General features: G+C 47.5%; 17 protein-coding genes. 2 read left to right on the top strand and 15 right to left on the bottom strand.

Translation table 11 applies throughout. The annotated features are described in order from the left end of the window. Positions 1-73: 73 nt before the first annotated feature. The 12 genes from BLS44_RS21085 to BLS44_RS21030 all read right to left on the bottom strand — a co-directional run bounded on the left by BLS44_RS21085 (position 74) and on the right by BLS44_RS21030 (position 14,951). Positions 74-568, bottom strand: a complete 495-nt coding sequence (locus BLS44_RS21085) for a cytochrome C oxidase subunit IV family protein (protein ID WP_090392223.1) — start codon at positions 566-568, stop codon at positions 74-76. 53 nt (positions 569-621) lie between these two features. Continuing rightward, positions 622-1,494, bottom strand: coding sequence for a cytochrome c oxidase subunit 3 (locus BLS44_RS21080; RefSeq protein ID WP_090392222.1), 873 nt, complete (start codon positions 1,492-1,494; stop codon positions 622-624). A 33-nt stretch (positions 1,495-1,527) separates the two neighbouring features. Beyond that, complete coding sequence (locus BLS44_RS21075; RefSeq protein WP_176954504.1) at positions 1,528-2,103, bottom strand: cytochrome c oxidase subunit 3; 576 nt, start codon at positions 2,101-2,103, stop codon at positions 1,528-1,530. A gap of 30 nt (positions 2,104-2,133) precedes the next feature. Continuing rightward, entirely contained in the window at positions 2,134-3,033 is a 900-nt protein-coding gene (gene cyoE / locus BLS44_RS21070; RefSeq protein WP_090392300.1) for a heme o synthase, read from the bottom strand. 80 nt (positions 3,034-3,113) lie between these two features. Next, positions 3,114-4,919: a cytochrome c oxidase subunit I gene (locus tag BLS44_RS21065; protein ID WP_090392221.1), complete on the bottom strand. Its 1,806-nt coding sequence runs from the start codon at positions 4,917-4,919 to the stop codon at positions 3,114-3,116. Positions 4,920-4,965: 46 nt separating this feature from the next. Further along, positions 4,966-6,069 carry a cytochrome c oxidase subunit II gene (locus tag BLS44_RS21060; RefSeq protein ID WP_090392220.1) on the bottom strand — a complete coding sequence of 368 codons (1,104 nt, stop codon included), beginning with the start codon at positions 6,067-6,069 and terminating at the stop codon, positions 4,966-4,968. Between the two features lie 100 nt (positions 6,070-6,169). Further along, on the bottom strand, positions 6,170-7,408 hold the full coding sequence (locus BLS44_RS21055; RefSeq protein ID WP_245729335.1) for a quinol:cytochrome C oxidoreductase: 1,239 nt from the start codon (positions 7,406-7,408) through the stop codon (positions 6,170-6,172). A 36-nt stretch (positions 7,409-7,444) separates the two neighbouring features. After that, positions 7,445-8,098 carry a c-type cytochrome gene (locus tag BLS44_RS21050; protein WP_090392218.1) on the bottom strand — a complete coding sequence of 218 codons (654 nt, stop codon included), beginning with the start codon at positions 8,096-8,098 and terminating at the stop codon, positions 7,445-7,447. An 87-nt stretch (positions 8,099-8,185) separates the two neighbouring features. Beyond that, on the bottom strand, positions 8,186-8,797 hold the full coding sequence (locus BLS44_RS21045; protein ID WP_245729334.1) for a DUF3341 domain-containing protein: 612 nt from the start codon (positions 8,795-8,797) through the stop codon (positions 8,186-8,188). 100 nt (positions 8,798-8,897) lie between these two features. Beyond that, positions 8,898-10,343 (bottom strand): NrfD/PsrC family molybdoenzyme membrane anchor subunit, encoded by a 1,446-nt coding sequence (nrfD, locus tag BLS44_RS21040; protein ID WP_090392217.1) that lies wholly within the window; start codon positions 10,341-10,343, stop codon positions 8,898-8,900. An 89-nt stretch (positions 10,344-10,432) separates the two neighbouring features. Next, positions 10,433-13,597 (bottom strand): TAT-variant-translocated molybdopterin oxidoreductase, encoded by a 3,165-nt coding sequence (locus BLS44_RS21035; RefSeq protein ID WP_090392216.1) that lies wholly within the window; start codon positions 13,595-13,597, stop codon positions 10,433-10,435. 58 nt (positions 13,598-13,655) lie between these two features. Continuing rightward, a complete protein-coding gene (locus BLS44_RS21030; RefSeq protein WP_090392215.1) occupies positions 13,656-14,951 on the bottom strand; it encodes a c-type cytochrome in 1,296 nt (431 codons plus the stop codon). 470 nt (positions 14,952-15,421) lie between these two features. On the opposite strand from BLS44_RS21030, the gene purN reads away from it, so the two are divergent. Continuing rightward, positions 15,422-15,994, top strand: a complete 573-nt coding sequence (gene purN, locus BLS44_RS21025; RefSeq protein ID WP_090392214.1) for a phosphoribosylglycinamide formyltransferase — start codon at positions 15,422-15,424, stop codon at positions 15,992-15,994. Positions 15,995-16,189: 195 nt separating this feature from the next. Then, positions 16,190-16,972 carry a carboxypeptidase-like regulatory domain-containing protein gene (locus tag BLS44_RS21020; RefSeq protein ID WP_245729333.1) on the top strand — a complete coding sequence of 261 codons (783 nt, stop codon included), beginning with the start codon at positions 16,190-16,192 and terminating at the stop codon, positions 16,970-16,972. A gap of 3 nt (positions 16,973-16,975) precedes the next feature. On the opposite strand, the gene BLS44_RS21015 is transcribed toward BLS44_RS21020, so the two are convergent. The 3 genes from BLS44_RS21015 to BLS44_RS21005 form a co-directional block, all read right to left on the bottom strand. Beyond that, positions 16,976-17,659 carry a DUF4998 domain-containing protein gene (locus BLS44_RS21015; RefSeq protein WP_090392213.1) on the bottom strand — a complete coding sequence of 228 codons (684 nt, stop codon included), beginning with the start codon at positions 17,657-17,659 and terminating at the stop codon, positions 16,976-16,978. Positions 17,660-17,771: 112 nt separating this feature from the next. Further along, positions 17,772-18,998 (bottom strand): DUF5000 domain-containing lipoprotein, encoded by a 1,227-nt coding sequence (locus BLS44_RS21010; RefSeq protein ID WP_262492873.1) that lies wholly within the window; start codon positions 18,996-18,998, stop codon positions 17,772-17,774. 36 nt (positions 18,999-19,034) lie between these two features. Then, positions 19,035-20,942, bottom strand: a complete 1,908-nt coding sequence (locus BLS44_RS21005; protein ID WP_090392211.1) for a RagB/SusD family nutrient uptake outer membrane protein — start codon at positions 20,940-20,942, stop codon at positions 19,035-19,037. Positions 20,943-20,959 lie beyond the last annotated feature (17 nt).

The raw sequence follows: 20,959 nt of genomic DNA, 5'->3' as shown, positions 1-20,959 counted from the left end.
AAAAACAGAAAACAATGCCAACTATAAAGGACCGCCATTGAGCGGTCCTTCTGTATCTAAAGCGATTTTCTGCTTACTGTCGCTGCCCCTTCTGGCTATTGTATTTGTGTACATCTGAAGGGATCACAGGATGGCCGGAAGGTGTAGTGGATTCCTTAAAATAAGGATCATATTGGTTCCGCAGGGTCTTGTACGAATGTCCGTCTGCCAGGAAGGCGATGATGAACCAGATGAACAACAGCAGGGGAACAACGATGGTCATGATGAAATTCCGGATTTCATCTCCCAGGTGCATGAACACAGAAACAATATAATATGCTTTGGCCAGGGTTAAGATACAAACCACTCCTTTTATAAACAGCAGCAGTGCATGGCTGGGTTCTCCTTTGTGCAGGGCATAAATTGTAAACCCGAGGGCCAGCTCCAAAACCGTTAAAACACTTAAGATAACGGTGGTACGGATAACGCGTTTTTTAAACGTGCTATCATCTGTGTGGTGCGCAAAACTTACTTCAGGATAGGCCGCAGAAGGTGATATATCTTTTGTTGGATCGTAATGATTGCTCATAACTTATATTAAATTAATTCTTTTTGAAAAAAGGGAAAAAGGTGGGCGCTCTTTTAAATAAGATAAAAACACAGGAATACAAATACCCAAACAAGGTCTACAAAGTGCCAGTACAGACCGATCTTTTCGATCATCAGGTAGCGGCCGCGGCGCTCAAACACGCCCATTTTTGTCTGGATCAGCATAATGATCAGCAGGATCACACCAATAGATACGTGAAACCCGTGGAATCCGGTGATGCCGTAGAAGAATCCGCCAAATGCAGCAGGCCCTGGTTTACGTACCACCATTTCACTGTTGGATAACATCTGGATGAGCTGATCCTTGGGGGTTTTTAACAGCTCTGCATGGCTGGCATGCGAAAGGTGCTGTTCATGTACCAGTGTGGCCAGGGTTTCCGGGGAAGTTTTGGCCAGGGCAGGTGCTACATCCTGCGGCAGTACGATCTCTCCCCAGGGATTAAACCCGTTCCGCTGTGCCATTACCTCAATATGATCTCCAACCAGTACCGGATTCTTTGCGGTTAATAAGTGCGTCCACTCCCATGCCTGGCAGCTCAGGAAGATCAAGCCGCCGATGATGGTAAAGATCAGGTATTTTTCCACGCCCTTTTTGTCGCGGTTGTGTCCTGCATGTACTGCCAGCACCATGGTTACAGAACTGATGATCAGTACAAAGGTCATCACACTCACAAATGCCAATGGCAAGTTTGCGTGCCCTGCAAAGGGGAAGGTATTAAATACGATACTGGGCTCCGGCCAGTAGTTCAGCCCAAAACGCACGGTGCCTAATGAAATGAGGAAGGCGCCAAACGTAAAGGAGTCACTCAGCAGGAAATACCACATCATTATTTTCCCGTACTCAATATTAAACGGGCTCTTGCCCCCGCTCCACCACTTGGTATTATGTGTTACTGTTTGTTCCATATTCGATTTTCAATCAAGTTTGTAAAGTTATTTTTATCCCAGAATCATGAAAAATATCATTAAATACAACCAAAGCAGATCCACAAAATGCCAGTACATACCCATTACTTCTACAGGAACGGCATCATAGGACTTGGTTTTCCCCGTGATCGATTTCAGAAAGATCACCAGCAGCGCAATAATACCGCCAATTACGTGTACGGCATGCAAACCGGCAATAGCGTAAAAGAACTGGCCCGCGCCTGAAGCTCCTTTAAATTGCACGTTATTGTTCCATAGTTGTTCAAAACCGATCACCTGGCAGATCACAAAAGCTACTCCCAGCAGGAACGTTACTCCCAATATCCTGCGGTATTGCTGCAGTGCCCTGTTTTTAAAGGCCCTGATCGCCATCAGCATGGTCAAGCTGCTTGTTAATATGAGTACCGTGGATACCCAAAAGATATTGGGCAGCACAAAGGTTCTCCAGCCGGACTGGTTACTTTTTACAATAAATGCACTGGTAAGCCCGGCAAACATCATGAGAATGCTGGCAATTGCCACCCATAAGGCAAATTTATGGGGGTGCAATCTTCTATGTTGTTGTTCACTCACAATGCTTGTGTTCATATATAGTTCTTATCAATAATCCAATCAAGATCAGGCTTTCGCCAATAACAGCGCCAGTAATACCACCGGCAAATGGATATAACTGCCAAACATCACTTTTCTTGCAGACGGAACATCCATTTTGTTGTAAAGGGTGGTTGCCCGCCCAATTAAAAAGACATTTGCCGCAATGATCAGCACGCCTCCAATCATCCCTTTTACGGTTGCATAATCGCAGATCCCTACAAAAAACGGGGCAACGGTTATCGGCAACATCAGCAGCGAATATACAACGGTCTGCAATGCGGTAAACTTTGTGGGCCCTTTATCACTGGGCAACAGTTTAAAACCCACACTGCTGTAGTCTTTATGTGCTACCCAGGCAATTGCCCAAAAATGGGGAAACTGCCAAAGGAACTGGATCCCGAACAAAACAATTCCTCCCAACCAATGGATCTGTTGCCCTGGTACAAACCCGGCCACCCACCCGATCAAACAGGGAAACGCACCCGGGAAGGCTCCTACCAGAACTGCCACCGAATTGACCTTCTTTAACGGGGTATACACAAAGGCATACAAAAAAAGGCTAAAGGCAGCCAGCGCACCGGCGGTCCAGTTAAAATAATACCCCAGGATAAGGATACCCGCAGCGCCGCTGAAGATCGCAAATCCCCAACCCTGCTCCGGTGTTAAACGCCCGGCAGCGATCGGACGCTTTGCCGTCCTCTTCATTTGCGCGTCTGTATCCCTTTCCACAACCTGGTTGATGGTGTTGGCACTTCCTGTTACCAGCAATCCACCTGCAAAGAGCAAAACGATCCTCCACCAATCATACATCACATCCGGCACCAGCAGGTAACTGATCACACTGCTGAAAACCACCATTATACTTAATGAGGGCTTCATCAACTGGAGAAAATCCCTTACTCCACCCCCTTCTGTTTTTCTCAATTTTTTATATTTAGGCAATGGTCAATGGTCAACAGCATTTCCTGTTAACTTCCCGATAGCTATCGGGACACCATTCACTTCTAATGCGTACTTTCATTTTCACCTACCGGCTCGGTTTGCGGAATAAAGTCTCTTCCGTCCTTACCATAGTCATATGCCCAGCGATGTACTTCAGGAATTTCACCTTCCCAGTTCCCGTGTCCCGGGTGAATGGGGGTGGTCCATTCCAGTGTTGTAGCACCCCATGGGTTCTGAGACCTTACCCGTCTTCCTTTATACATGGAATAGAAATAGTTAAATACAAACATCAGCTGCACAGAAAAAGCGATGATGGTTGCAATGGTGATCATCGCATCCAGGCTATGGAACTGGCTGAAGCTCACCCAGCTGCTCTTGTCCAGGTAACGTCTTGGCATACCGGCCATACCCTGGTAGTGCATGGGCCAGAAGATCAGGTAGGCGCAAGCGAGCGTTACCCAAAAATGGATGTATCCAAGTGTATTGTTCATATACCGGCCAAATAATTTGGGGAACCAGTGATAGATACCGGCAAACATTCCAAAGAAGGCCGATACCCCCATTACAATATGAAAGTGTGCGATCACGAACATGGTATCGTGCAGGTGTACATCGATGGTAGAGTTACCCAGCCAGATCCCTGTTAACCCGCCGGAGATGAAGATGCTTACAAAGCCGATGGCAAAAAGCATTGCGGGGGTAAACCGGATATTGCCTCTCCAGATGGTGGTGATCCAGTTAAATACCTTAATGGCGGACGGGATCGCGATCAGCAGGGTGAGGAGTACGAATACCGATCCGAGGAAGGGGTTCAACCCGGTTACAAACATGTGGTGCGCCCATACCAGGAAGGCCAGTACGCAGATGGCCATCAGGGACGCGATCATGGCCATATAACCGAAGACGGGCTTACGGGAATTAATCGCAAGGATCTCCGATGCCAGCCCCATCGTGGGCAGGATAATGATATATACCTCAGGGTGCCCCAGGAACCAGAACAGGTGCTGGTACAGGATGGCACTTCCCCCTTCATTGGGCAAGGCCTGGCCGGCTACGAAAATATCGCTCAGATAGAAGCTGGTACCCAGGTGACGGTCAAACATCAGCAATACCAGGCCGGAGAGTAATACGGGGAAGGACAATACACCAAGGATCGCAGTAAACAGGATGGCCCAGATGGTGAGCGGCATCCTTGTCATCGACATTCCCTTGGTACGCATGTTCAGGATCGTGGAAATATAGTTCAGACCGCCCAGTAACTGCGACGCCACAAACAGGGTCATCGCAATGATCCAGAGGTCCATACCACTTTTAGAACCCTGGGAAGCCAGTCCCAGTGCGCTCAGCGGAGGATAAACCGTCCACCCGCCGGCAGCAGGTCCTGTTTGGGTAAATAAAGAGGATAACATTACAATGCTTGCGGCAAAGAACAGCCAGAACGAAAGCATGTTCATAAAGGGAGAAGCCATATCCCTGGCACCTACCTGCAAGGGAATGAGCAGGTTGGCAAAGGTACCGCTCAGTCCGGCGGTCAATACAAAGAAGATAAGCACGGTTCCGTGCATGGTCGTAAGCGCGTAATAAAATTCAGGCTTTATCTTTCCACCCTCGGCCCACCGGCCAAAAAAGGTTTCCAGGATAGGGAACGACTGATCAGGAAAACCCAGTTGTAAACGAAACAGTACCGAGAACAACCCGCCGATGATCGCCCAAATAATACCTGTTACCAAAAATTGCTTGGCAATCATCTTGTGATCCATACTGAAGATATACTTCGATACGAATGTTTCTTTCTGATGATGAACATGCGGCTCTCCTGAATGACCATGACTCGCCACCTCATGCTGAATATGTAAAGTATCGCTCATAATAATAAACGTTTAAAAAACTGACCTATCTTTCTTTATCAAAATACTACTTGCCTGTCGAATCTTTTTTTGCCGCAGCAGTCGTGTCTGCTGTAACTGCCCTGGCGGTATCTTTTACAGCGGGAGCTGCGGTTGAATCACCCGTAGCAGCGGCCGGTGCGGCTGCCTCCTGTATTTTTGCATATTGAGGTTTCTGGGAAGCCATCCACTGGTCAAACTCTTCCTGGGTTTCTACCACAATTTCACCCCGCATCCCTGTATGACCCGCGCCACACATCTGATCGCAGGCAATTTCGTATACAAATTTACTATTTCCCGTTTCTTTTATCATGTCCTTCGTGGTTTTTATTGGGGTAAACCACAAAGTAGTGGGCGTACCCGGAACCGCATCCATTTTCAGGCGGAAATGCGGCAGCCCCACACTGTGTATCACATCTTTAGCCCCGATGATCAGTTTCACCGGCTTTCCAACCACCAGGTGCATAGGAGCCTGGGTTACATAAATATCATCATGATTGGCTGCATCTTCCCAAATCTGTCCCAAAGGATTGTCATGGGCCTCATCTATATTTTTATAATATTTTTTTCCAAAAACACCGTCTTTACCGGGGTACCGGAACTCCCATTTGAACTGGCTTCCTGTAATTTCTATTTGCATGGCATTCTCAGGTGCGGCGCCGGTGATCCGGTACCAGTAAACAATACCAAAACCAATAAGGATCGTAAGTACGATAGCAGGTACCACCGTCCAGAGCAGTTCCAGCTTATTGTTATGCGGAAAATAATAAACGGAACGGGTTTCAGACTCCTGGTATTTAAAAGAGTACCAGAACAGCAATGTCTGGGTTCCTACAAAAACGATACCCGTAGCAATAAGGGTGTACTTGATCATACGATCTACCAGGATCCCGTGGTCCGAAGCCGAAGTACCTAATTTCAGGATCTTATCGCCCAGGGTATGTTGGGTCCAATATACTCCGAACATTCCAACAACCAAAAACACCAGCAACAGAATGGCGTTGATCTTATTGGTCTGTTTCCTGGTTTTTTCTTCACCCCGGATCACAGAGACAAACTCGCTTGCCCTTGCAATCTGGAAGGTTATTATAAAACCTAATATTAAAATGGCGAATATTAAAAAGTTTTGCATACGATATTGTTCTATTTATTCAGTTCTAAGTTTCTAAGTTTAAGGTTCAAGGTCTAAGGTTCAAGGTCCGCATAACCTTAAACGTTAAGCATTAAACATTTTATGTATGGTGGATCACGGCTTCTTTTACGAACGGATGGTTCCGTGCTGTTAAAGAATGCCTGCTTAATGTTTTACCAGTCACAAACATAATAATACCAACAAAGCCCAACCCGATACCCATGTCAAAGAGGATCATCGGTACTTTATCGGGAGATACTGCAGGGAACACCATCTGGAAGTAGTCCAGCCAGTGTCCGAAGAGCACCAGTACAGAAACCACGGTAACCACGGTATAATTTCTTTTTGAATCCTTGCTCATAAAGATCAGGAGCGGCGCCACAAAGTTGATGATCAGCATCATCCAGAAGATCGCGCTGTAAATGCCTTCGGCTCTTGGTTTAAAATAAACGGTTTCTTCCGGGATGTTGGCATACCAGATCAGCATGAACTGGGCAAACCACAAATAGGTCCAGAAGATCGAAAAGGCAAAGATAAATTTACCAAGATCATGCAGGTGCTCTTTATTCACCATTGGCAGGTAGCCGTTATTTTTCAGGAATACCACATATAATGCGATCAATGAGAGACCGGCCACAAAGGTGCTGGCAAAGTTATACCAGCTGAACATGGTGCTGTACCAGTGTGCATCGATGCTCATAACCCATAACCAGGGAACGGAAGACATTACGGTTAATGCAAACACCACGATATACAGGGCAGCCATAACCGTATTGTTCCATACAAATTTCTTTCTCTTCTCCAGGGTGCTTACAATATCGCCTTCATCTGTTTTGAGCGAAAGCTGCCGCATCTTCCAGCCCAGGAACGACCACAATACCACGGTTAAGATGGTAACGGTGGCAAAAAAGCCCTTGCTTAAGAAACCGCTTTTATGCTCCAGTACCGGGTCATGTGCCACATGCTCCGCATCCGTCCAGTGGTAAATCGTATGATGATCGCCAAAACACAATGCCAACAGGATCACCAGGGCAATAACCCCGATCACCGGTACACAGGAGGCAATAGCTTCTGTAACACGGGTAAAGCCGATCTGCCATCCGCCCCAGGCCAGGGTAGTAGCGCACATGAAGAACATGGCTGCATTTACCACCAGCAGGAAGTATACGCTGTTTTGAAGCAAACTGGCCCAAAAACGCGCACGATTATCGTGATTCCCCTCACCACCAGTTGTCACAAACAGGGAAATAGCTGCTATGACACCGATCACCATTAACGCGAACGCTATTGTGTTATATCTTTTTGCAGGTATGAATTTTTCCGTAGTTGACGTTGACATTCGAATCTTATATTAAATAGTTCTGTGAATTAGTTATTATTTTTTTGCTGTAGCATCCGCCGCTACACTGGCTTCAGCACCTTTTTTGGCGGTACTGTCCGTTGCGGCACCGGCACCAACTCCCTGCTTGGATTTAATAAATTTGATGATCTCCCAGCGCTGTTTGGGGCTGATCTGGGAGGCATAACTTCCCATTTGTCCCTTACCATAGGTAACTGAATAAAACATGGTACCTGCCGGCAGGGCCTTCATATCATCTGCCATAAAGTTTTTGGGCGCCGCAGTATAAGGACCATCGCCGCCATTGAACAGCGGGCCATTACCATCCAGCTTGGCGCCATGGCAGATACCGCAGTTCACCAGGTACAGGCGCTCGGCTTCTTTCATATCGATCTTGGCACCGGCTGAATCCAGGGGATTTTTCAACTGCGCCGACTGCGCATAGCCCGCTGAATCATGAGGAAGGTTAAATGCAAACTCCACATCCTCACCTCTTGCCACTGTGCCCGGTACCGGTTTGCGGTTGTAAAAAACACCTTCTTTTTCCAGATCGGCGGTAGATGCATAGGTTTCATAAGCCCTGCTATAAGTCATATCCGGCATATATGAACGACCCGGGTTACTATCTGCTCCGCAACCTGCCGCTACTGCGCTTAAAGTCACCGTTGCTATAAATATATATTTATTCATGTTTCCTTTATGAGAGTCTTTTATTATGTGTCGATGGTCAATAGTAAAAAGTGAAGGATCAACAGTTAAGAATGAATCTCCTGCTGACTATACAGCCGGTACTTTCCTTCCAAACCGGACTGTTTCCCTGTCGTACCGGCCAAACCACCAACCGGTTTCCCGGCTCTGCACCTGCACATCCTGTGCCCCGGCATTTTTGAGAAAAGCGACGGCTTCCTCTTCGTTTGTTTTATCGGTACACTCAATAGCCATTACAAATGTATCATCAGTACTGCGCGGGTTAAAATGATCTTTCTTTACGAAAGGAGCCAACTGGCAAAGCCAGCAAAAAGTGAGCACCATTCCAACAGCGGAAAACAGAACGGTCAGCTCAAACATAATAGGGATCCAGGCGGGCAAAGAAAAGAAAGGCTTACCCCCGAAATTGATCTGCCAGTCGCGTGCCAGCGCCCAGCCTATAAAACTGATCGCCGTGGTGGTACCTGTAATACCGTATATGAAACCGGCAATATGCAGATCCGTATCCTTCATTCCCAGCTCTTTATCCAGGCCGTGAATGGGAAAGGGTGTATACACATCCTGCACTTTATAGCCGGCACGGCGTACTTTCTTCACTGCGGGGAAGAGTACCGCTTCATCGTAAAAATTGCCTGTAATAAACTTCTTGATGGCCATATTTTCTATTTGTTTCAGGTTCAAAGTTTAAATTTTAAACTCCGCCCCTTATTATTTCTGTTTATTATTTCAAATCGTTGAACGGTTAATGTTGAACATTAAACGCTGAACTTCAGAACTTCTGTTAATGGTGTGCATTTGCATGCTCAAATGCTTCCAGCGATTCGTTCTCATCTTTTTCCATATTCTCTTTAAAGTTGTCGCCGCTGCGTTTGAGAATATGTTTGATCTCCGCAATTGCAATAACCGGGAAGAATTTGGAGAACAGGAAATAACAGGTGAAGAACAATCCGAATGTTCCCATATAGAACCCGATCTCCCAGATGGTTGGCGTATAGTAAGTACTCCAGGAACTGGGCAGGTAATCGCGGTAAATGGAGGTAACGATGATCACGAAACGCTCGAACCACATACCAATGTTTACCAGGATACTCATAAAGAACGTCACCAGCAGGTTGCGGCGCATTTTCTTAAACCAGAAGATCTGGGGCGATAATACGTTACAACCCATCATCAGGTAATAACTCCATCCGTAAGGGCTGCTCAGGTTTACCCTGTTTTCGCGGAAGGCGAACCACTCATATTCCACATGGCTGTACCATGCAATAAACAACTCTGTTAAGTAAGCGATCCCCACGATCGAACCGGTCAATACTATTACCTTGTTCATTACATCGATGTGCTCCATGGTAATATATTCCTCCAGCCCCAGTACCTTACGGGTGATGAGCAGCAGGGTTTGTACCATTGCAAACCCGGAGAATACCGCACCTGCAACAAAGTAGGGAGGGAAGATGGTCGTATGCCACCCGGGAATTACCGAAGTAGCAAAGTCGAAGGATACGATGGTGTGTACCGAAAGTACCAGGGGAGTACTTAAACCCGCCAGCACCAGCGATAATGCTTCATGACGCTGCCAGTGCTTGGTGCTTCCCGTCCATCCAAAAGAAGCCACCCCATAAAATAACTTACGCCATTTTAATTTTGCCCGGTCTCTTAATGTGGCAAGATCAGGTAACAGGCCGCAATACCAGAAGAGCAAGGAAACGGTAAAGTAAGTAGAGATCGCAAACACATCCCAAAGCAGCGGGGAGTTAAAGTTTACCCACAAAGGACCACGGGTATTGGGGTAAGGCATTACGAAAAACGCGTTCCACACACGACCCATGTGCCAGATGGGGAACTGCCCGGCACACATAACCGCAAAGATCGTCATCGCTTCTGCAGCCCGGTTTACCCCGGTTCTCCATCCCTGGCGGAACAGCAAGAGGATCGCTGAGATCAGGGTTCCTGCGTGACCAATACCTACCCACCATACGAAGTTGGTAATATCCCAACCCCATCCGATGGTTTTGTTCAGGTTCCACTGGCCGGTACCATACATAACCTCCATTGTAACGGAAACGACACCAAAGATCAATAACCCAATGGAAATGATAAACCCAACCCACCAGAGCTTACTTGGAGTGGCCTCCACAGGACGGCATATATCTTCTGTAATCTGGTGATAGTCCTTGCTTCCTTCCACCAATGGTCCCCGTACTTGCGATTCGTATCTGTTTAATGACATACTTTTATTTTGTTTGAGGTTTGAAGTTTAAAGTCTGAAGTTGTTCCCTCTAAACTTTTCCACCCTTTAACTTTAATACTTTTCTACTATTAATGATGTGCCGCCTCTTCATGCTTTTCAGCCGCCGGCACCGTTGCCCCGTGCGCTTCGCCATGACCACCTTCTGCCCCATGCCCGTTGCCGCCGATGATCTCGTCGGTATTGCGGATCTTGGAGAAGTAACTTACGTTTGGCAGTACGTGCAATTGTTCCAGCGAATAGAACAGGCGCTGCGGATTGTTCAACCGCACCAGGCTGATGGCGCTGTGCGCATCTCTTGCATCACCGAATACGATAGCATTGGTAGCACATGCCTGCTGACAGGCCGTTTTTGCTTCGCCGTCTTGCAGCGGACGGTTTTCTTTCTTTGCCTCCAGCTTCGCATGTTGCAAACGCTGAATACAGAAAGAACATTTTTCCATTACCCCCCTGGAGCGTACCGTAACATCAGGATTCAGCACCATACGGCTCACGGCATCATTCATCTGGTGTACCACCGGATCCAGTACCCCTACCAGCTTCTGATCCTGGTTGTTGGCAAAGGAATCCGCACCGGTATAGTCAGCCCAGTTAAAGCGGCGTACCTTGAACGGACAGTTATTAGCGCAGTAACGGGTACCGATACAACGGTTATAAGCCATCTGGTTAATTCCTTCCGAGCTGTGGTTGGTAGCGGCCACCGGGCAAACGTTCTCACAGGGAGCATTATCACAATGCTGGCACAGCATCGGCTGGAATACCACCCCTTTCAGGTTGTCCGGGTCTTTTTCATCGCTCACAAAATAGCGGTCGATGCGCAGCCAGTGCATATCGTGGTAACGCAACACCTCGCTCTTTCCTACCACCGGCACGTTATTTTCTGCATGACAGGCCACCACACAGGCGCTACAGCCGGTGCAGGCGTTCATGTCGATATTCATGCCCCATTTAATACCCGGCTTTTCATGATCGCCGTAAAGCGTAGCTTCTTTCCTGAAGTCACCGGTATTTTTTGCGTAATTCTCTACCAGCTTATTGCGGAAATCCAGGATCTCGTTCGGTTTCTGGCGGTAAGTGGCAAGCGTGGTCTCGCGCACTACTTCCACACGTCCTTCATAAGAGTTGTGGATCTGCGTTTGAGCAACCTTTTCCTTACGGCCGGTATTAGCAACCGTTACGTTTGTAACAAAGTAGCTGATGCCGCTGCCGTCTTTTGCCATGGAAGCAAAAGGGAAAACGTTTACACCAACGCCGGCTGCTGTTTTGCCCAGTTTTTCACCCCGGCCGTAACCGACTGCTATTGCAATGGTATTGGCATTCATACCCGGTGTAACAAGAATCGGCACTTCGATGGTATTTTTACCATCGCTTATTTTGATCACCGGTTTGTCCGGGTAGTATTCATAATCCACATCGGTCACAATACCCAGCTCTTTAGCCTTGGGCAGGGATATCAGCGCATAGCTGCCCCAGTTGGCCTTGGAAACCGCATCCGGCAACTCCTGCAACCAGGGGTTCACGGCGCCATACCCGGGTCCTATAGACACTTTTTCGTATAGTACCAATTCATCTTTTCCTCCGGCCGGGTGGGCGGCAATAGCGGTAGCTGCTGCAGCTACGGCACTTCCGTTAAAAGATCCCGAACCACTGGCGGCCTCTTCCAGCATCCCGTTTTCCAGTGCTTTGTGATACGCTGTTTCGCTGCCGGCTTTCTGATGCCAGAAGTTCTTTACATAGGTATCATAATCTTCAGCGCTGCCGCTCCATTTTAATAAAGAGGTCTGGAAGGGACGTGTTTTGAATAAGGGGAAAATCGTCGGCTGGATAAAGCTGTAAATGCCGGTCTTGGGCTCTGCATCGCCCCAGCTCTCTAAATAATGGGGAGAAGGCAGGATATATTTGCACAGTTCCGTGGTTTCATCCATACGATACCCAAAGGAAACAGTGGTTCTGATTTTTGAAAGGGCGCTGGCAAAGCGTTTGCCATCGAAATAATCATAAACAGGGTTGGCCTCGTGGATCAGCAGGGCATCTACCTGTCCGCCTTCCATCTGGGCCAGCAGGTCTGCAAATTCTTTATCTGTTCCTTTACGGGACTGGTCGGCCCTGGACCAATCGATCGTGGTACCATAAGCACCAATGGCGTTATTAATGGCGTTTACTACCAGCTGAACGTTTACATCATTACTACCGGAAACAACCAGGGCTTTACCTCCTGCAGCTTTCAGTTCGGCGGCCACTTTGGCAATGCCCGCATTCAGCCTGGAATCAGTTATTGCAGGAGCTGCCACACCACCTCCTACTGCTGCCAGCAAGGCCAGTGCTACCGCACCGGTTTGAGACGGACGGTGTGTAAAGCGCTCATCAGCATTGGAACCGGTTAAGCTCAGGAACGATTCAAACTGGTAATGCTTGCTCATTACCGGGTTCTTTTCGTCGATCCTTCTTCCTTTGGCATAACCTGCAGCATTTTCTTCGCTGCTCAGCCAGGTACCCAGGAAATCAGCGCCCAGGCTCACAATTACAGAAGCCTGATCAAATTTATAAGAAGGTATTTTCCGTCCGAAGCCTGATGCTTCATTGGCCAGGAGGATACCGTTATAGCTTACCGCATCGTATTGAACCAGGCGGATCTTCGGATTTTTTGCAATAATCTCCAGTGTAGAGGGAGAGTTAATAGTGCTCGTTAGCAGTACTACTGAACCCGCAGCGGCAAGTTCTGCAGCAATGGCTTTGTCCAGCACGTCATACATGCTTTCCTCAAACTTGCTGCCTGCTTTGCGCAGGGGAAAACGCAGGCGGTGCATATCGTAAAGATCCAGCACCGAGGCCTGCACCCGGGCGGAGGTACCGCCGTTGGTTGCAGAAAGATAGTCGTTCCCCTCTATTTTGATGGGCCGGCCATCCCGCACTTTAGCGATCACCGGAACCGCATCACCACCCTGTGTGTAGGTAGTGGCGTAATATTTCGCTTCACCGGGCACCAGGTTATCGGGTTTATTGCCATAAGGAATGGCTTCCCGAACCTTGGTCTTACAGCTTGCCGCCAGTGTAGCTGCAGCAGTACTGAAACCCAGATATTTTAAGAAATCTCTCCTGGGAGCTTTTGCATCCAGTAATCCTTTACTGTCAAAATCTTCAAAAGGGAGCTCATCACGGAATTCATCATCAACCCTCTTTTGAAACTTTTCGGAATCATTTAACTCGCCGAAACCCTGCCAGTATTTATTGCTCATTTATCTCTGTTTGAATATTTGAAAATTTACCCCTTGGTATGGGGAGTTCCCCACCCTGTTAATAGTGACATTTCTGACACTCCAGACCACCGATATCCTTCACGGTCACACTGTCCATCTTACCGGATTTGATGTCGTTATGGAACTTCTCGTAAATACTGTAAAACTGGTTACCGCTTGCAGAATCCACGTTAAAGTTCACTTTGGTCTGGCGGTGACAGTTTACGCACCATCCCATGCTCAGTTCGGCAAACTGGTGTACTTCATCCATCCCTGTGATCTCGCCATGGCAGGTCTGGCACTGTACATTGCCCACTCTTACGTGCTGGCTGTGGTTAAAGTAAACATGGTCGGGAAGATTGTGGATCTTTACCCAATCGATCGGTTTTGCTTTATTGGCATCCCAAGCGTCAGGGTTCTGGGGATCAAAACCTGCATACTGATACAGTTTTGCTATTTCTGCCGTACCATCTACAGGGTTGCCGTTCTTATCTTTCAGTTCCGGACCATTATATTTCTGGATGGTCTTATGACAGTTCATACACACATTTACGGAAGGGATCGCAGCGGTTTTGCTTTCCCAGGCGTTCCCGTGGCAATACAGACAGTTGATCTGATTGATGCCGGCATGTACTTTATGGGAGTAGAAGATCGGTTGTTTGGGCTCATAATTTTTCTGGCGGTTCATGTTGATCATGGCCTTTGTAGTAAAGTATCCGCCAACAATGAACAGCAGGATAGCCGCAGTGGCCAGGTAGATCTTGTTTTGCAGGAACGGAACCGCATCCGGTGTTTTTTTGCCCTCTGTATCATCAGAGATCTTTTTAAGATTCCGGTTCACAAAGATGAGGATCAGCGCCGCCAGGGCCAGGATCAAAGTAATAACACCATATAATAAAGGATGCTGGCTGGAATCGCCCTCCCCGGCTGCAGCACCGGCAGGTCCGTTGGCCTGGCCGCCTTTACCACCATCCAGCTTGCCGCTTCCTTTTTCATCAATATATTTCAGGATCGCATCTATCTGAGGATCAGTAAGATCAGGAAAAACAGACATTACGTTAGCCGTCAGCTTTGAGGTTTCTACCGCCTGTGGGTAACCGGAGGCTATCAGCTTTTGGTTATTCCGGATCCACTCGTGCAGCTTGGACTTGTCCTCCCACTGGCCTTCTACCCCAAACAGTGCAGGACCGGTGCTATTGGTCTTCATATCCGGAGCGTGACAACTGGCACACTTGGAGAGGAACAATGTTTTGCCATCGGCGTCCTGTGCAGAAATTGTATTGAACCAGGAAAGAGTGAAAAGCGTTAGTATAATTAAGAAGAATCGGTTAATTATATACTTAGAAATAGTCATAAACGCATTAAATCTAAAAATGTGGATAAATGTCTCTGATCAACTGCAAAAATAAGGGTCGGGCTTAACAAAACAACAACATTTTGCAAATTTTTTAAACCCGCTACCAGACTGTGTTTCAGGCGATTTTCAGGCCGTTTTTTTTTAACCGAAAAAATCTTTGTCATTAAAAAGTCATCCGTTTGACAGGGATGTGAGTTGTTCACATTGGCTTGATTTAGCATTATTCTTGATTTGCATCAATATTTATAAAAGCACACAAACGGCGGTAAGCTAATTTCCGGGTTTATAATTGTTTAGGCCTGGGATCTGCTACGGGGCGGCACAGCAACACGGAAGGTTTTGGGACTGAAACTGATCAGGTACCCGGGCGGCGGGGACTTTTTTCAGAGGCCATATCAAAAACTCAGTGTTTCTGTGGCTCTTTGTGGCAATATTTCAACAAATTACAAGATATTTGATCCATAAATATGAAAAAGAAGATCGCCATTTTTGCAAGCGGTGCCGGCTCCAATGCCCAAAAACTGATTGATCATTTCCGGGATCATCCCTTTGCCAGCGTGTCCCTGATCGTGTGCAACAAACCCGGCGCGGGCGTTATCAAAATTGCCGAAACGGAGGGCATCGAGTTGCTTATGACGGACCGGTTATCGCTACAATCGGCGGAATTTCCCAAAAAACTGCAGGAAAAAGGTATTGATTTTATTGTTTTGGCCGGTTTCCTGCTAAAAATCCCCGCTTCACTGATCGAAGCATTCCCAAAGCATATTGTAAATATACACCCGGCCCTTTTACCCAAGTATGGCGGTAAGGGCATGTATGGGCAGTTTGTTCATGAAGCAGTTATTGCCGCCGGGGAAAAAGAGAGCGGGATCACGATCCATTTTGTAGACGAGCATTATGACCATGGCGCCACCATTTTCCAGACCACCTGCCTGGTTTCGGGGTCCGACACACCTGAGTCCCTGGCACAGAAAGTGCATTTTCTTGAACATCAGCATTTTGCATCAGTAGTAGAACGGTTGATCCTGAAGGAGCTCTGAATTTGAAAAGGAGTTGATGTGCTCATTTGAAAATCTGCACCTTAAACCCGGAACTTGCAAAGCCCGGCACTCCACTTACTATTGACTATGCCCTTGTTCATTAAAGATACTTTACCATAGTTTTTGCAAATTCTTTCTTTGCTTTGTCGTCCAACCAGCCTGTTTGATGCCGCTATTATATATTTATTGTAAAAATTGAACCTGTTTAGATCCATAAGTGCTCCGGGGGTGTTCCTGTTTTGTGTTATTAGTGCCCATGCACAGGTCCAGATCAAGGGAAACGTTTACGACAGCCTTGGGAGAACGCCTGTGCCGCTGGTTTCGGTATTGACCAGCTCGGGTGCCGGTACAATAACCCATTCCGACGGGAGTTACAGTATTGTTGTAAGCTCAAAAGATTCCATCTGGTTCAGCTACCTGAACAAGCCCACCCGGAAGTTTCCTGTAGCCGGTATAGCCACACCTTATGCATTTGACATTTCTTTGCGCATCAGTATCCCGGATCTGCCGGAGGTAAAGGTCCGGAACCGGGATTACCACCTGGATTCCCTCGAAAACAGGGACACGTACCGGAAATATTTCGATTTTGAAAAACCCGGGTTATCCACTTCCACGAATGCCGGCAGCGGCGGGTTTGGTGTGGGATTTGACCTGACCGAACTGGTGAACGTGTTCCGCTTTGGAAGAACCAGGAAATTAATCCGGTTCCGGGATAAACTGATCTCCGATGAGCAGGACGGTTATGTACGCTATCGCTTCAGCAAAGCGCTCATCCGCCGGATAACGGGCATGACGGAAGACAGTATCATCAATGATTTTATAGCAATGTACCAGCCCAGCTATCTTTTTACCAACCGGGTCAACGACTATACGTTTCACGAGTACATCAAGAAATCCTATGAGCGGTTCAAACTGGGATTACTGCCCCCTCCCATGTGGAGGGATGGGCTAACCGGGGATGAGGACAGGGAGTACTGATGCTTACCTGGCCGGATAATTTCTCAATGGAGAATAAAAGGTATCCAAACAGGTAGATATGGGTTTATATAATGTAATGTAATCAAATAATGTGTCTTTATTCATATTAGGTAACCGTACCGTTAATGTTTCACTGTCAACCAGGGTATCCACGATTGCTCCTGATTGATCGCTGTAACGGAATCGTGTTACCATCGCCGTTGTATCTACAGACAGCATCGTAACAATAGCGGTATCCCCGCCCTTTTTTATACCTGTTATGATCCGGTTTACCAGGGAACCTTCATAAAGGGAGCCGTAAGATGCGCCTAACGCATCAACACGTATGGAAGAATTGTGATTATTGTCGAAAGTGTAGATCTGAAATACATAAGAGCCTTCTTCCAAATTGCCAATGATCACTGATACCGTGTCTTTAGGGTTCCCTTTTGTAACGGGCACGTCAACAGAATCCGTCTTACTGTTCCAGTAGATCCTGGCCATGGTTGTTTTCTGATCCGTTCCCCTAAGCCAGCTCAGTTTAATGCGCTTTCTCCCCGGATTCAGAAATACCGGATCAGCTTTGCCCACGTAAGTAAGCCCGTCAGGAACAACAAAATGCCTGTATGTGTCATCCATTTTTTCACAGGCTACTACCAGGAAAAGCGATAACAACAATAAAAAATGGAAATATTTCAGTTTAAACATATGCGCTTGTTTGATAAATGTTTCAGCAAAATTGAGCTTCCATCATTTGCGGCCGAAGAAATAAAAGAGCAACAGCACAGGGCCGGCCACCCGGAGCTGCCTGCATTATACATTAATTATCTTTTTCCGGTGCACCCCAGAATGTGAGCTCTGATATATAAAACATTTGGGCCAGGCCCCAAACCTCCCTGATCCTGAAACGCAGGTAACGGTAGGCATTGATCCCGGCAGGCATATCAAAATCTTCCCCATCTACCCGGGCAAACTGGATGTCTTCATTGCTGACCTGGCCCAGCGGCAGCCCTGAAGGTTTTATAGATGTAAAAGTGCCAACGGAGTCCCAGCTGGCCCAGGTACCGTCCGAATTGGGATTATTGCTGCCCCAGATTTCAAATAGCTTTACATCAGCATTATTATACAGGTCGTTATTGTTGCCGGCGCGGTGGTAAAATTTAAACCGGCTCAGCACATATTTATTTCCCAGGTCAAAAGTGAACCAGCTGGGCAGGCCGGAGTTGGGCACGGTATGAAACACATCACTTCCGTTATTCCATACATTATTCCACAGGAATGGCATCGTACGTGTAGAAACGCCAGACCAGCTATGTCCCTGCCAGTTATCCGTAGGCAGCCGGACCTCTTTGAATTTCCCTTTATCCAGTAAAAACTCCTCCAGCGGCACCAGTGCTTTTGCCAGTGTGTCCGACTTGTTTTCCCAGCGGTCCCTTACATACACGGCAAACCTGCGTTCCTCCGGCTTAAACCCGCGTACAGTAAGCCTTCCTGAATCAGCTTTTGTATAAAAGGTGTTCACGGTATACCAATCACCCCGCCCGGTAGAGTCGGACATAACGATGAATGACAAATTAGCCTTTGCCAGGTTGGAAAACTTAACCACGGCTCCTCCAAACGTTTCGGCAAGCGACACCGATTCAAAGGTCTTCATAACCGGTGGGGTCAACGGTTTGATCGAAACCGCCTGGGACTCGGATTCCTTGTTGTTCTTTCCTACAGAATACAACTTTACTTCATGCGCGCTGGTATCCCCATACCCTTCCACTTTGAGCGTATCAGAGAAATAAGATGACTTTATAGTCATTTCCTCTCCCGACCCAAGTTTGTAAACGGCCTTTACATATAGCAGGTTGGGATCATCGGGAAGTTGATAGGTAATGAATGCACCGCCCGGCTGGTTTGCCACTTTGATACCAGAAACCTTTGCGGGCGCCGCCGCAGTACCATCTGTATACAGGAGCATATCCTCCCGTTTACACCGGGTGCACCAAAGCAAGATAAAACCACAAAGTAGGAACAGCCGGCTTTTTGATTTGAAATACATATTATAATTCATTTTTTTCATTTGGAGATCCCTTTTTTACCATCCTGGATTCTGTACCAGGTTCCGGTTAATGGTAATAGCACCGTCTTTGATGGGCCAGAAATAATCCTTAAAACCAAATGTCTGATTAAATAAAACACGGGGCTGATAGTAACCTGCCGCAGCCGCCTGTTCTCTTGTCCATCCCCTTACCGGGGTATTCAGAACGTTTGCTGCTTCCTTCCACCGCTTCAGGTCCCAGTACCGGCTTCCTTCAAAGGCCAGTTCAACAGTCCGCTCCCTGTGAATGATCGTTCTCAGGCCCTCTTTTGTTGTATAGGCCGATGGGTTGGTGGAATATTGGGTCCAGGCCTCTGCAACAGCGGGGATACCCGCACGCTCACGCACCTGGTTGAGGTAATCCAGTACTTCGGGAACCGGGCCCTGCGCCTCGTTCAATGCCTCGGCATACAGGAGGAACAGGTCGGCAAGACGCATTTCCGGCCAGGGATAGTTCTGGATGGAAAGCGAGGTCCCGCTTCCGATCACATCCTGGTAATGAACATATTTCTTTGTCCAGTACCCGGTAGTGGAATAAGCAAAAACGGTTACCCCTGCAGCAGCCTGGCCTGCTTTTGCCTGCAAAACGAACGGGCTTTTATCATCATACTTTCCCTGCCCAAACCAAACACCACCGTCAAAGCCCATGCTGGCATAGTAGCGCGGTTCCCGGTCAAAATTCAGCTGGGCCGTTACGTAATTGAGGCCGATATAATACCGTTCTGCGTTTGTTCCGGTTCTCAGTGTATAGCGGTTTGCATAGTTCCAGGTTTTATCTTCAGTAATGGGAACCCCGTTTTTTGAGTAGAACAACTCAACTACATTCAGCGTTGGCGCAATTAAACCGGCAGGGCTTGAATTAGCGATCAATGCGGGATCCAGGCCCCTGGGTATGGAGTTGGTCTGCAGCGCGCTGGTCATGCTGTTCGTGTTGCCCCAGATGATCTCCGGGTTCCATTTCAGGTTGATGGCATTCCGCAGGTTCATTTGTGTGCGGGTTTCCGGAGACAACCCGGTTTGGGTCACATCGGGTTCAAAGTAATATAGTTTGTTCCCCGCGTTTGTGCAAACATCGATCGCCTCCTTACAGGCTGTTACCGCTTTTGTCCACTTTGCGGGGTCCGGTGTTGCGCTAAAAAGTGCAACACCCCGGTTATCCTTAAAACTGGCATAATCAGCATTCCCGTTAAATAAAGGACTTGCTGCGGTAACCAGGATCTTTGCCTTCAGCATATAAGCAGCCCCCTGGGTGATGCGTCCCAGTTCATTTACCGGGTCCGAAACAATCAGTGGCAGGGCTTCCTTTGCTTCATCCAATAGCTGCACCATATAGTTGACACAGCTATCTACAGGATCCCTGTATACCATCGCTTCTTCTTTGGGGGCATCCACAGAAAGGTTTTTCCTAACCAGCGGGATAGGCCCGTACATGCGGAACAGGTAAAAATGATAATAGGCTTTCAGGAACTTCACCTCTGCGATCCACCGGTTCCGTTCTTCATCCGTAATATCCGGTACGCGCCCGATATTATCCAGGAAAATATTACAATCCCTGATCCCGTTAAACAGGTCCTTATAGGTTTGGGATCCGGACCCGTCCCACAAATTAAAGACCGGGTTTATCTTATTCTGGTTCCCCCTTGCTATTTCATACGCCGGTGCGGTAATGGTAAGCGGGTATACCAGCGATATTTCATCACCGGCGCTGAACGCCGGGTTGCCCGCCATGCTTCCGTTTGCCGGAACGTATGAGTAACAGGTAAACAGGTATTTTTCTGCTTCCGTTCTTAATGCAAATGCATTTTCAATGGTCGCAATATTATCCGGGATGATGTCCAGGAATTTTTTGCAGGAGGAAAGTCCTGTAAGCACCAGGGCGACTGATATGTAAAATCTTATTTTCATTTTTTCTGTTTGAATTC

The sequence above is a fragment of the Niabella drilacis genome, from assembly GCF_900101395.1.
GTDB lineage: Bacteria > Bacteroidota > Bacteroidia > Chitinophagales > Chitinophagaceae > Niabella > Niabella drilacis.
The sequence above is the reverse complement of the archived record's forward strand: the minus strand, read 5'-3'. Positions and strand labels throughout refer to the sequence as shown.

What these genes read in the sequence shown, in the direction of transcription:
- BLS44_RS21085 (WP_090392223.1), bottom strand. Translation starts at nt 568, where the DNA reads ATGAGCAATCATTACGATCCAACAAAAGATATATCACCTTCTGCGGCC.
- BLS44_RS21080 (WP_090392222.1), bottom strand. Translation starts at nt 1,494, where the DNA reads ATGGAACAAACAGTAACACATAATACCAAGTGGTGGAGCGGGGGCAAG.
- BLS44_RS21075 (WP_176954504.1), bottom strand. Translation starts at nt 2,103, where the DNA reads ATGAACACAAGCATTGTGAGTGAACAACAACATAGAAGATTGCACCCC.
- BLS44_RS21065 (WP_090392221.1), bottom strand. Translation starts at nt 4,919, where the DNA reads ATGAGCGATACTTTACATATTCAGCATGAGGTGGCGAGTCATGGTCAT.
- BLS44_RS21060 (WP_090392220.1), bottom strand. Translation starts at nt 6,069, where the DNA reads ATGCAAAACTTTTTAATATTCGCCATTTTAATATTAGGTTTTATAATA.
- BLS44_RS21055 (WP_245729335.1), bottom strand. Translation starts at nt 7,408, where the DNA reads ATGTCAACGTCAACTACGGAAAAATTCATACCTGCAAAAAGATATAAC.
- BLS44_RS21050 (WP_090392218.1), bottom strand. Translation starts at nt 8,098, where the DNA reads ATGAATAAATATATATTTATAGCAACGGTGACTTTAAGCGCAGTAGCG.
- nrfD (WP_090392217.1), bottom strand. Translation starts at nt 10,343, where the DNA reads ATGTCATTAAACAGATACGAATCGCAAGTACGGGGACCATTGGTGGAA.
- BLS44_RS21035 (WP_090392216.1), bottom strand. Translation starts at nt 13,597, where the DNA reads ATGAGCAATAAATACTGGCAGGGTTTCGGCGAGTTAAATGATTCCGAA.
- BLS44_RS21030 (WP_090392215.1), bottom strand. Translation starts at nt 14,951, where the DNA reads ATGACTATTTCTAAGTATATAATTAACCGATTCTTCTTAATTATACTA.
- purN (WP_090392214.1), top strand. Translation starts at nt 15,422, where the DNA reads ATGAAAAAGAAGATCGCCATTTTTGCAAGCGGTGCCGGCTCCAATGCC.
- BLS44_RS21015 (WP_090392213.1), bottom strand. Translation starts at nt 17,659, where the DNA reads ATGTTTAAACTGAAATATTTCCATTTTTTATTGTTGTTATCGCTTTTC.
- BLS44_RS21010 (WP_262492873.1), bottom strand. Translation starts at nt 18,998, where the DNA reads ATGTATTTCAAATCAAAAAGCCGGCTGTTCCTACTTTGTGGTTTTATC.
- BLS44_RS21005 (WP_090392211.1), bottom strand. Translation starts at nt 20,942, where the DNA reads ATGAAAATAAGATTTTACATATCAGTCGCCCTGGTGCTTACAGGACTT.